Here is a 13,400-nt window from a genome sequence, read left to right on the forward strand (position 1 = left end):
TCGTCGCCGGGGCGGACGGGCGGACGCCCTGCCCCGGCGGCCCGGCGGCGAGGGCAGGAACACGCGGCGGCCGAGCGCCGGTGCTGTTCCGCGATGCCCGACTTGTAAGGTCCGCACGGTGGAGAGATCGAATGAAGGTTTGAACGGCGGGGTGTCGGCCGAGACGCTGCTGGATGTGCTGCTCGGGGCGGCGCGCGAGGTCCCCGACCGGACCGTCGTTCATGTACGGGGCGACGGCGGCGAGCACACCGTCACCTTCGCCTCGCTCCGCGACGAGGCGCTGCGGGTGGCGGGCGGCCTGATCGCGGCCGGTGTCGCTCCGGGCACCCCGCTCCCGCTGGTCGCCGACCGCGGCGAGGACTTCCAGCCCATGTTCTGGGGCGCCCTGGCGGCCGGCGCCGTACCCGTGCCGCTCGCACCGGAGCCGCGCCGTGTCGGACCCGTGTGGGAACTCCTCGGCCGTCCCCCGGTCGTCGTCGACGCCTCCACCGTGTCCCTGCTCGACGAACTGGACGCGTCCCTGCGGCCGTTGCCCCTCGACGCGCTCCGCGAGGGCCGCCCGCCCCGCCGGCTGCCCCGGCCCGCGCCCGACGACGTCGCGTTCCTCCAGTTCTCCTCCGGCAGCACCGGCTCCCCCAAGGGCGTCGAGCTGACCCACGCGGGCATTCTGGCGAACCTCCACCAGATCCGTACGGCGATGGCCATCACCGGCGACGACGTCCTCGCGACATGGATGCCGTACTTCCACGACATGGGTCTGATCGGCACGCATCTCGTGCCCATGGCCGCGCGTCTGAAGCAGATACGCGTCGAACCGCTGTCCTTCGCCAAACGCCCCGCCCTGTGGTTCGAGGCCGCGGCCCGGCACCGCGCGACCCTGCTCTCGGCCGCCAACTTCGCCCTCGACCTGGCCGTGCGGCGGATCCCGGCCACGACCCTCGCCGGACTCGACCTGAGCCGTGTACGGCTGCTGCTCGTCGGTGCCGAGCCGATCGCCCCGCGCGTCTGGCGCGAGTTCCTGGCCCACACCGCGCCCGCCGGACTCGACCCGAGCGCCCCCCTCCCGGTCTACGGCCTGGCCGAGGCCACGCTCGCGGTGACCGTGCCGCCGCTCGGCGAGCGTGCCGAGCCGCTGGTGCTGGACCGGGCCGCGCTCAGCCGCGGCCGGGCGGTGGCGACCGCGCCGGGCACGGACGCGGTGGAGCTGATGGACGTCGGGCTGCCGGTGGAGGGCTGCGAGGTCAGGATCACCGGGAGCCCCGAGCGGGCGCGCGGCGGCGGGCGCGCTGTGCTCGGTGAGTCGCGGGTCGGCCACGTGGAGGTGCGGGGGCCGCAGGTGGGCCGGGGGTACCACCGGGCGCCCGGGGCGAGCGCGGAGGCGTTCGGGGACGACGGGTGGCTGCGGACCGGGGACCTCGGGTTCCTGCGGGACGGGCGGCTGGTGGTCACCGGGCGCCACAAGGACGTCGTGTTCGTCAACGGCCGTACGTTCCACGCGTCGGACCTGGAGGAGACGGTCGCCGCGACGCCGGGGCTGCCGTCCGGCACGACCGCCGCGGTCGTCGGGTCCACCGACCCGGCCGGCGGGGGCGAGCGGGTCGTCGCGTTCGTGCGGTGGGCGAGACCTCCCGCCGCGACGGCCGGACCCGTGCTGCGGGCCGCCGCCGGACGCCTGCGGGAGGTCCTCGGGCACGACGACGTACGGGTACTGCCGCTGCCGCCGGGGGCGTTCCCTCGTACCACCAGCGGCAAGCTGCGCAGGAGCGCGCTGCGGGAGCGGTTCGAGGCCGGGAGGTTCGCGGCGGTCGAGGGGCGCTGGGCCGACGCCGTGGCGGGGCGCGCCGGGACGGACGCCGAGCCCGGGGACGGCGCCTCGGCGACCGGAGTCGAGAACGACGCGGCGGCGGAGACGGGTGCGACGGAGACGGGTGCGACGGAGACGGGTGCGACGGAGACGGGTGCGGCGGTCGCGGCGCCTCGTTCGGTGCGGGACGTCCAGGCGGCCGTACGGCGCCTCTGGGCGCGGGTGCTGGAGCGGCCCGAGGGCGAGATCGGGCTCCACGACCGGTTCTTCGACCTCGGCGGCTCCTCGCTCAAGGCGATGGCCGTGCTGGCCGGGCTGGAGGACACGTTCGCGGTCACGGTGGAGCCGAGGGCCCTGCGGGACCACGACACGGTGGCGGGGCTGGCCCGGTATGTGATCGGGGCGGCGGCCGACGCGGGGGCGGTCCCGGGCCCGATTGCGGGGACGGACGCGGTGGCGGGCGCGGGCACGGCTGTGGGGACGGCCACGGCTGTGGGGACGGCCACGGTTTCCGTTCCGGCCACCGCGCCCGCGGCCCCCGGTCATGGCGGTCGTACGGGTGGTGGCGCGGCCCCCGGCGGAGCCGTGGCCGTGCTCTCGGCGGCCTGCCGCTTCCCCGGGGTCGAGTCGCCCGAGGCCTTCTGGGAGTTGCTGGTGGCCGGGGGCGACACCGTCGGCGGCGTACCCGAGGGCCGGTGGGGGAACGGGCCCGGCCCGAGCACGCCGTTCGGCTCCTTCCTGCCCGACCCGGCGGCCTTCGACGCCGGCTTCTTCGGGATGGACGACACGGAGGCGAGGGCGACCGACCCCCAGGCGCGGATCTTCCTGGAGCTGGCCCACGAGGCGCTGGAGCGTGCCGGGTACGCGGGGCCCCGCCGGGCCGGCCGCAGGATCGGGGTGTTCGCGGCCACCGGTGACAGCGGCTACCGCGAGGTCCTGGCCGAGGCCGCCGACGGTGACCTCGCCCGTCACCCCGCCGCCCTCACCGGCAACCTGCCCAACCTGATCGCCGCCCGTGTCTCCCAGGTGCTGGACCTGAACGGCCCGGCGCTCGCCGTCGACACCGCCTGCTCGTCCGCGCTGGTCGCGCTGCACCTGGCCCGGCGGAGCCTGACGGCCGGGGAGTGCGACCTCGCCGTGGTCGGCGGGGTCAACCTGGGCCTGACGGACACCGGGCACCGGCTGCTCGAAGCGACGGGTGCGCTGTCGCCGACGGGGCGGTGCCGGGCGTTCGACGCCGACGCGGACGGGTTCGTGCCCGGGGAGGGGGGCGCGGTCGTCGTACTGGCCCGCCCGGAGGACGCCCGCGCCGCCGGCGACCCGGTCCTCGCCCTCGTACGCGGGACGGCGGTGAACAACGACGGCCGCTCGCTCGGCCTGCTGGCGCCCACACCGCGCGGGCAACGCGCGGTCATCGCACGGGCGTACGAGGAGTGCGGTGTCGATCCGGCCGCCGTGTCGTACGTCGAGGCGCACGGCACCGGTACGCCCATCGGGGACCCGGTGGAGGCGCGGTCCCTCGGCCAGGCGTTCCCGCCCCGGCCCGACGGGCTCCCGCGACGGCTGGGCTCGGTCAAGGCGAACCTCGGGCACCTCCTCAACGCGGCCGGGATGCCCGCCCTCCTCAAGGTCGTCCTCGCGCTCACCCACCGCCGGCTCCCGCCCACCCCGCACGCCGCCCGGCCCGCCCCGTTCCTCGCCCACGTGGCCCCCGGTTTCCGCCCGGTGACCGAGGCGGAGCCGTGGGCCACCCCGGACGGCCGCCCCCTCACCGCCGGGGTCAACGCCTTCGGCTTCGGCGGCACGAACGCCCACGCGATCCTGGAGGAAGCGCCGGACAGCGGCCACCATGGCGGCGGGGCGGGCAGCTGCCGACATGACGGCGGGGAGGACAGCCGCCGCCATGAGGGCGGGGACGACAGCCGCCCTGGCTGCGGGGAGTCCTGCCTTCCCGGCTGCGGGGAATCCTGCCGTTCCGGCTGCGGGGAGCCCGGCTGCCCTCGCCGTGAGAGCTGCCGTCCCGGCCGCGGCCGCCCCGGGGGATGCCCGGCCGACGCCCCCGGCCCGCATCTGCTCACCCTCTCCGCCCGCACCCCCGCCGCCCTGCGGGCGGCCACCGCCGACCTCGTCGCCCATCTCCGGGCCCGTCCCGGCCTCGCCGAGGCGGACGTCTGCGCCGCCGTAGGCACCGCGCGCGACGACGCCCCGTACCGCCTCGCGGTCGTGGCCGACGGCGACCTCCTCCGGCGACTGGACGCGGCCGCCCACGCGGACGACGGCGAACCCGTCCGCACCCGCCCCCGCACCGTCTTCGTCCTTCCCGGCCAAGGCGCCCAACGCCCCGCCGTCGCCCGCACCCTGTACCGGTCCGCCCCCGCCTTCCGGGACACCCTGGACGAGGCGTCCGGCCTCGTCGGACCCGTCCTCGGCCGTTCCCTGACGACGTGGTGCCTGGACGAGCACGCCGCCCCCGGGGAACTGGCGCGGACGGAGGTGGCGCAACCCCTCCTCGTCGCGTTCGGCGCGGCCCTGTCCGCGCAGCTCGGCGCGTGGGGCGTACGCCCCGACGCGGTCATCGGGCACAGCGTCGGCGAGATCACCGCCGCGCACCTCGCCGGCGCCCTCTCCCTCCCGGACGCGCTCTCCTTCGCGGCCGAACGCGGACGCCTGATCGGCGAACTCGCCGCACCGGGCGCCATGGCGGCCGTCCGGGGGGACGAGGACACCGTCGCCCCCGAACTCACCGCGTCCGACGGCACCCTGTCCGTGGCCGCCGTCAACTCACCCACCCAGCTGGTGATCGCCGGCGACCCCGACGCCGTCGACCGCGCCGTCGCCGCCCTGACGGCACGGGGTGTCGCCGCACGCCGGCTGCGTGTCTCACACGCCTTCCACTCCCGCCTGCTGGACCCCGTCCTCGACCCGCTCGGCAACGCCGCGAAGGCCCTGACCGTCCTTCCCGGCGCCGTGCCGATGCTGAGCACGGTCACCGAGCGATGGGGTCCGGACCTGACCCCCGAGTACTGGCGCGACCACGCGGCCCGCCCCGTGCGCTTCGGCGCGGCCGTGGCCCGGCTCCTCGACGACGGCTACGACACCTTCGTCGAACTGGGCCCCGCCGACTCCCTCTCGGGCCCCGTCCGCACCATCGCCGCCGCCCGGCTCCGGGAAGGGGACGAAGCGGTGGCCCGGGCCGGGGCCGGGGCGGAAGCCCGGGCCGGGGCGCGCGATCGGGCCTGGACGGGTGCCGAGTCCTCCGGCGTGGCGTACCTGCCCGCCCTGAGCGCCGCCCCGGACGGTGAGACCTCCGAGTCCTCCGGCGCACGAGCCCTGCTGGAAACGGTCGGCCGCCTGTGGACACACGGGGCGCCACTGGCCCCGACCGCCCCCGCGCGCGTGCGCACGGGGCACCGCCGGGTGCCCGTCCCCACGTACCCGTTCCAGCGCCGGCGCCACTGGCCGGAGCGCCTCGACGGGAGGCCGGCGCCGCGCCCCACGTCTCCCGCGTCCGACGGCTCCCCCGCGCCCCGGCCCCTCCTCTGGCGCGACGCCCCCCTCGTCGCCGCCCCGGGTCCCCGCGCCGTACGCCTGGCCGGCGCGGACACGGCCCTCGCGCGGGCCCTCGCCGACCGCCTCACCGAGCACGGGGTGACGGTGCTGCGGCCGGGCGACACCGCTGCGAACGCGCCGAGCGTCCCGGAAACCCTGCTGTGGTTCGCCGGGGACACCCAGGAGTCGGCCACGTCCGCCGACGCCATCGCCTCCCTCCGCGGCGTGCTCCCCCTGCTGGACACGGCCCCCGCCCGTCTGCTGCTCGTCACGGAGGACGCGTACACCACCGGCGCCGGAGAGGCCCCCGAGCGCACCCGGCCCGCCCGAGCGCTCCTCCACGGCTTCGCCCTGGCCCTCCCCGACGAGCACCCCGGGCTGTCCTCCCGCGGCGTCGACCTCTCCTCCGACGAACCGCTCACCACCCGACTCCGTTCTTTGGAGCGGGAGTTGTACACGGCCGACGCTCCCGGCGACTTCGCCGGCACGGTCGCCTGGCGGGCGTCCCGCCGCCTCACCCGTACGCCCGTCCCCACGCCAGTCCCCACGACCGGCGCCACCCTGGTGACCGCCGACGCCCTCCCCCCGAACGGCACCTACCTCATCACCGGCGGCGCCGGCGGCCTCGGGTCCGCGCTCGCCCGCGACCTCGCGGAGCGCGGCGCCCCCGACCTCGTCCTGACCGGCCGCACCCCCGCTCCGCCCCGCGCCCTGCTCGCCGAACTCCGCGCCCTCGGCGCCCGCGCTGCCCGCTACCAGGCCGCGGACGTGAGCGACGCCGACGCCGTGGACGACCTCGTCGCCGGACTGCCGCCCCTGGACGGGGTCTTCCACGCGGCCGGCACGGCCCGCCCCGGCAGCCTGCGCGGCAAGTCGGACGCCGAGATCGAGGAGACCCTCGCGGCGAAGGTGCGCGGCACGGCCCTCCTCGCGGACGCGCTGCGCCGGTACGGGCACGACACCGCCGTCCGCGTCGTCTTCTCCTCCGTCTCCTCGGTCCTGCCCGGCCTGGCAGGCGCCCTCGGCGACTACGCCGCAGCCAACGCCTTCCTCGACTCCTTCGCCACCGCCGAGCGCGCCGCGGGGCGCCCCTGGCGGGCGATAGCCCTCGGGCCCGTCTCCGACGCGGGCCTGGCGAGCGGCCCCCGGGCCGAGGAGCGCCTCCGCGGCCGTGGCCTCGCCCCGATGCCCGTTCGCGCCGCCCTCACCGCCCTCCACACGGCGCTCGCCCTGGACACGGCCCACGTACTGGTGACGGGCACGACGGAACCGGCCCCGGCCCCGGCCCCGGCCCCGGAAGCAGCAACGGCACCAGGACCGACCCTGGCCGCCGAGACCGCGGCCACCGCGATCACCGCGATCACCGCGATCACCGCACACGAGAACACCACCCGCACCGCCTACACCGCCCCGACGGCTCCCGAGGACGGCGCCCCCACCGCCCCGAAGGCCCCCGAGGTCACCGCCCTCATCCGCCGTCTGCTCGCCGAAGCCCTGCACCGTTCCCCGGCGGACATCGCCGACGACGCCCCGTTCCTCGGCCTCGGGCTGGACTCCCTCAGTGCCGTGGACCTCGCCCGGCTTCTGGAGCGGGAGTTGGGCCGGCCGCTGCCCGCGACCCTGCTCTTCGAGTACCGCACCATCGGTGAACTGGCCGCCCATCTGGCCGCCGAGGCCCCCGGGACCCCACCGCCCGCCCTGCCCGCCGCACCTCCCGGTACCGCCTCCGGTCCCGGCGGCCTCCTCCCCCTCACACCCCTCCAACTCGCCTTCCACACCACCGAAACGCTCCACGAGGGCGTCACCGCCTACGGCTACGTGCGCCAGAGCGTCAGCGGCCCCCTCGACCCCGCGCTCCTCGGCCGGGCGCTCGCCCACCTGGCCGTACGCCATCCCATGCTCCGGATGCGGTTCACCCGCGACGGCGACCCCCGCCCGCGCCGGTACGCCGCGCCCGCCGAGGCGCCCACCGAGCAAGGCCCCGTCTGGTACGAGGTCCGGCGGGTCCCGGCGGACTCCCGCGCCCTGGCCGACCTCGAACAGGCCCTCTGCAACCGGCCCTTCGACCTCACCTCGGAGGACCCCGTGAGGGCCGTGCTGGTCCCCGACCACGAGCACGCGCACCTCACCCACCTCCTCCTGGTCGTCCACCACGCCGCCGCCGACGGCTACAGCCTCAAGGTGCTGAGCGAGGACCTCTGGTCGCTCTACACCGCACTCGCGCGGGGATCCGAAACGGTCCCCGAACCGGAGCCCGGAACCGCCGACTTCGGTGACTACGCGACCCTCCTCACCGCCGAACGGCACTCCCCGGCCCACGAGCGCGACCGGCGGTACTGGCGCGACCGCCTCACCGCGCACACGCCCCCCATGCCCCACGCCCCCGCCCTCCCCTACGACGGCGATCCCGAGGCGCCCCCGGCGCCGCCGCTCGTCCACCACCGCACCGCGGTCGACGAGGAGTTGACGTCCGCGCTGCGCGAGGTGGCGGCCCGGCACGAGGTGTCGCTGTTCCATCTGCTGCTGGCGGCGTACGGGCGGTGTCTGGCACGGTGGAGCGGGCGCCCGGACGTGGCTGTGAACGTGGCCAGGGCGCGCCGCGAGACGGCGATCGCCGGTGTCGACCGTCTGGTGGGGCCGCTCGCCGACACCCTGCCGGTGTTCGTGACGGTCGACCCCGACGAGCCGGTGACCGCGCTGGCCGGCCGGGTCCGGGAGATCTGGCGGGAGGCCGAGGCGCACGCGACGCCGGGCAGCGCCGACCTCGCCCGTCTGCTGTCCGAGCTGCGGCCCGCCACCGGCCCGGTGCCGCGCACCGTCGCCGAGGCGGGCTTCAGCTTCGCCCGTTTCCCGGTGGTCCACGGCCCCGACTGGCCCGTCACCGTCACACCGACGGCCGCGGCCACCGCCACCGCGGCCACCCGGCTCGGCCTCCTGTGCTGGGAGGCCGACGCGAGTCTGCGCCTCTCCTGGAACCACCCGGCCCACCTGTTCCGCCCCGAGACGGTACGCCGCCTCGCCGAGGCGTACGTCGGCGAACTGCGCTCCGCCGTCAGCGGGTTGACGGGACCGGCCACCGAGACCGCCGTCAGCGGGTTGGCGGGACCGGCCGCCGAGACCGCCGTCCGCCTGCCCGAGAGCCCCGCCGCCGAGCCCACCGAGCGGCCGGAGGGCCCCGAGCGGCCGGAGGGCCCCGAGCGGCCGGAGGGCCCCGAGCGGCCGGAGGGCCCCGGGCGGCCCGGCATCGTGGACCGGCTGTGCGCGCGGTTCCGGGCCGCGCCCGAGGCCGTCGCCGTCCACACCGGCGGCTCCGTCCTCACCTACGCCGACCTCGACACCGCCTCCGCCGCCCTCGCCGCCGGCCTCCGTGCCCACGGCGTACGCCCCGGCGACCTCGTCGGACTGCTCACCGAGCCGGGCGGCACCGCCACCGTCACCGGAGTGGTCGGCATCCTGCGCGCGGGAGCCGGCTGGGTACCGCTGGACGCCACCCACCCCACCGCCCGGCACCGGGACCAGCTGGCCCGTACGGGCGTCCGCGTCCTGGTCTGCGACCCGGCGACCCGGCAGACCGCCGCCCGGCTGGAGGGTGTCGTCCCGGTCGTCACCCCCGAGGTCTCCTCACCGGCCCCGGGCGGTCCAGCCGCCCCCGACCGCGCCGACGCCGCGCCCCACGACCCCGACGCCATCGCCTACGTCATCTTCACCTCCGGCTCGACGGGCCGCCCGAAGGCCGTGCCCGTCACCCACCGGTCGATGGCGAACTACCTCGACTGGGCACTGGCCACCTTCGGCTACCGCCCTGGCGACCGGCTGGCCCAGACCGCGTCGGTCTGTTTCGACGCCTCCGTACGCCAGTTGCTGGCCCCGCTGCTCGTCGGCGCCACGGTGCACACCGTCTCCCGCGATCTGCTGCGCGACCCCGAGGCGCTCCTCGACCGGGTCGTGGCCGACCGGATCACGGTGTGGAGTTCGGTGCCGACGCTCTGGGAACGCCTCCTGACCGCCGCCGAGGAACGCGTCCGCGGGAACGCCACGGCGCCCCCGGACCTCTCCGCCCTGCGCTGGGTCCACGTGGGCGGCGAGGCACTCCCCGCGGCCCACGTCCGCCGCTGGTTCGACCTGCTCGACGCGACGGCCGGAACCCCCCGCTCCACCGGCACCACCGGCACCACCGGCACCCCCGGCACCACCGGCACCCCCGGCACCCCCGGCACCCGACGCGTCCACCACCGGGTCGCCAACCTCTACGGCCCCACCGAGGCCACCATCAACGCCACCTGCCACATCATCGACACCCGCCCCGCCGACGACGTACGCCACCTCCCCATCGGCCGCCCCGTCGCCGGCACCGAACTGGCCGTGGTCGACGCGGACGGCCTTCCGTGCGCCCCCGGTGAGGCCGGGGAACTCCTCATCGCCGGCACCGGGCTCACCCCCGGCTACCTCGGCGACCCGCACCTCACCGCGGCGGCCTTCACCGAGCGGGACGGGCGGCGCTGGTACCGCAGCGGCGACCGCGTCCGCCGTACCGCGGACGGGGTGCTGGAGTTCCTGGGCCGGCTCGACGACCAGGTCAAGGTCCGCGGCCACCGCGTCGAACTCGGCGAGGTCGAGGCCGCGCTCCTGGCCCACCCCGGCCTCGCCCGGGCGGCCGTCCTGCTGCGGGACGGGCGGCTCGTGGCGTACGTCGAGCCCCGGGCAGGCGCGTCCGGGCCCGACGCCCGCGAGGTACGCGCCTTCCTCGCCCGGACACTCCCCCCGTACATGATCCCGGCCCGTGTCCACACCCTCGCCGCCCTCCCCCTGACCGGCACCGGCAAGATCGACCGCAACCGTCTCGCGCCACGACCGGACCACGAGCCGCTCGTACCTCACGCCGAACGGACCGCCGTGGCGGAGGAGTCCGGTGCCGGGACCGAGCGGGCAGCTCCCCGAACCCCGCCCGCGACCCCCACCGAACGTCTGCTGGCGCGTGCCTGGTGCCACCTCCTCGACGTGCCCGAGGTCTTCCGCGAGGACGACTTCTTCGCCCTCGGCGGGGACTCCCTGACGGTGCTGGAGCTGTTCTCCCGGCTGCGCGACGACCACCGCGTCCTGCCGCGGCCGACCGCCGTCTACACACACCGCACGCTGAGCGCGCTGGCGGCGGCCATCGACACGGCGGCCGCAGCGCTCCCCGCCGCGGAACCCCCGACGGCCGCCCAGGCTTCCCCCACCGCCCCGGCCACCACCCCTTACCCCCTCACCCCGTCCCAGCGCGGCTTCCTCCTGGCCGACGCACTCACGTCCGGCACATCCGGATCATCCGGCACATCCCGCACGGACGGCTCCCGCACGGACGGCCCCCGCACGGACGGCCCCCGCACGGACGGCCCCGACGCGGACGGCTCCCGCGCGGACCGCTCCGGCAGCCCCGCGAACTCCGCCTGGCTGGCCCGCTTCCGGATTCTCGGGCCCCTGCGTCCGGAGCTGTTCCAGCGGGCGGTGGACGTCCTCGTGGCCCGTCACCCGATGCTCCGCACGGTGTTCCCGGCCGGTGCGCGCCCGCCCGTGCAGCAGGAACTGCCGGACACGCTGCGGCTGCCGGTGGAGACCGAGGTGCTGAGCGAGCCGGAGCTGCTGGAGCGGCGGGTCGCCGAGGAGGCGCGGCGGCGGTTCGAGCCGTGGGCGTGGCCGCTGCTGCGGCTGCGTCTGTTCACGGTCGACGACGACGAGCACGTCCTCGTCGTCCACGCCCACCACCTCATCGGCGACGGCTACAGCGCCGCCCTGCTCACCCGCGAACTCCTCACCGTCCACGACCGTTTCGCCTCCGGTCTGTCCGACGGTCTGGAGCCGTTGCGCTCGACCTTCCGCGACCACGTCGAGCTGCGTGCCGCCCGTCGCCGGGCCCCGTCCCCGACCCCGGAGACGGCGGAGCACCTCGCCCGGCACCAGGCCCCGTACACCCCGCCCGTGCTCCGCGTGTCCCGCCCCGACGGCACCGCCGCGTCCCCCGGCTTCCACACCGCGGGTTTCACCCTCGACGCCGACCGCGCCCGGGCGCTGCGCCGGCTCGCCCGTAGCGCCGGGACGACGCCGTACGCCCCGTTCCTCACCGCGTACCACCGTGCTCTCGCCGATCTCACCGGCCGGCGGGACCTGGTGCTCGGCCTCGCGGTCACCGGACGCGAGGAGAGCGTGCCGGACGCCCACCGGGTGTTCGGCCCGTTCGCGGAGGCGGTGGCCGTCCGCCCTGCGGTCCACGGTGCGGCACCCGTCCCGTTCGCGGAGGACCTGCGCCGGGTCGCCGCCGAGGCGGTCGCGGCCCGTACCGCCGGCCCGCTGGACCTGCGGACGGACGACGGCCTGCCCCGTACGGCTCAGTTCTTCTTCACGTTCCTGGACTTCGGCTCCCTCGGCGTCCCGGCCGGCAGCGCGCTGACCGTCCTGCCGGAGGACACCGACACGGCGCTCGCCCCGCCTCCCGTGGGCACCGACGTCTTCCTGGCCGTCCGTCCCTCGGCCGACGGCGTACGCGTGACCGTCCGCGCGGCGGCGACCGCCCTCACCGCGGAGCAACTGGCCTCGTTCACCGAGAAGTTGCGAAGCGAACTGGAGGACTGCGCTCCCCTGGACGCCGCGCTGATCGGTTATCTGCCCGCGCCCCGCGACCTGGCCGCCCACGCCGGTCTGCCGGCGCACGCCGTGCCCGGCCGCGAGCAGCTGCGCGCCCTCCTCTTCCCCGACGGCCGCCCCAGGCTGCTGGAGACCACGACAACACCCCTGGGCACGTCGGGTTTCCTCGCCCTCCCGGTGTTCGCCGACGAGCTGACGGCCCCGGCCGGCCCCGCCGACCGCACCCCTCTGGCGGTCCGCACCGCCCGGGCCGTGGAGCAGGCCCTCTCGCTCGGCGCCCGTTCCGTCTCCCTGGCCGGTGTGATCCCGGCCCTGACCGGCTACGGCTACGACGTCCTGCGGGAGGCGGCCCCCACGGCCGCCGCCCCGTCCGTCTCCGCACTTCCCGCCGCCCCGTCCGTCTCCGAACCCCCCGCCGCCCCATCCGTCTCCGCACTCCCCGCCGCGCTCACCACCGGCCATGCCACGACCACAGTCGCCGTGGTGAAGACCGTCCACGCCGCGCTCGCCGCCACCGGACGGGACCTCGCCGAGCTGACCCTCGCGGTCGTCGGCTGCGGTTCCATCGGCACGTCGTCGCTGCGGCTGCTCCTGGCCCGCAGCCCCCGCCCGCCGGCCCGGCTGCTCCTCTGCGACCTGCCCGGCAGCGCCCCGAGGCTGCGCCGTCTCGCCGCCGAGCTGTCGGCGGACCATCCCGGCACGGCCGTACAAGTCATGGAGTCCACCGGCGCCCACCAGGGCCTGCCGTCGGGGCTGTACGCGACGGCCGACGTCATCGTCACCGCGGTGAGCGGTCCGACGGCTCTCCTGGAGGTCGACCGGCTCCGCCCCGGCACGATCGTCGTGGACGACTCCTTCCCGCACTGTTTCGACACCGGGCGGGCCCTCGACCGGATGCGGCGCGAGCGGGACGTGCTGCTCGTCGGAGGCGGACTGCTCGCCCTGGAGACCACCGAGACGCGGCTGGCGGCGGACCTCCCGCCCGTCGCGCGCACCGGCACCGCCAAGGGCACCCGGTTCCAGCCCCACCTGCCCGGCACCCTCGCGTCCTGCCGCCTGGAGTCGCTCCTCCACGCCCACCACGACGGCACCCGGCTCCCGCCGATCCACGGCCTGGTGGACCTCCCGCACGCCCTGGCCCACTGGGACGCCGCCGAGGCCGCCGGGGTCCGCGCCGCGCCCCTGCACCTCCTCGACCACGCGATCCCGGAGGCCACCCTGAAATCCCTGCCCCGGCCCCTCCCCCGGCCCCGGCCGTAGCCCCGGTGCCGGAAGGCGACGCCCGGCCGGAAGTTCGCCGGCCGGGCGTCCGTCGGGGCCGGCGCGGGTCCAGCTCGCGACGGCCCCGGCTTCGTGGCCGGCCCGTTCGCCCAGCCCCACCGCTGGGCCGGGACCTTCCCGGGGTACGAAAGGGGGCCGGGCCCAC

At 77.0% G+C, this 13,400-nt stretch carries 1 protein-coding gene; it reads left to right on the forward strand.

Going from position 1 to position 13,400, the window contains the following annotated elements:
• The first annotated feature begins 151 nt into the window (after positions 1-151).
• Complete coding sequence (locus AC067N_RS11555) at positions 152-13,234, forward strand: SDR family NAD(P)-dependent oxidoreductase (protein ID WP_478678667.1); 13,083 nt, start codon at positions 152-154, stop codon at positions 13,232-13,234.
• The last annotated feature ends 166 nt before the right edge of the window (positions 13,235-13,400 follow it).

Source organism: Streptomyces sp. NPDC042364 (genome assembly GCF_056437585.1).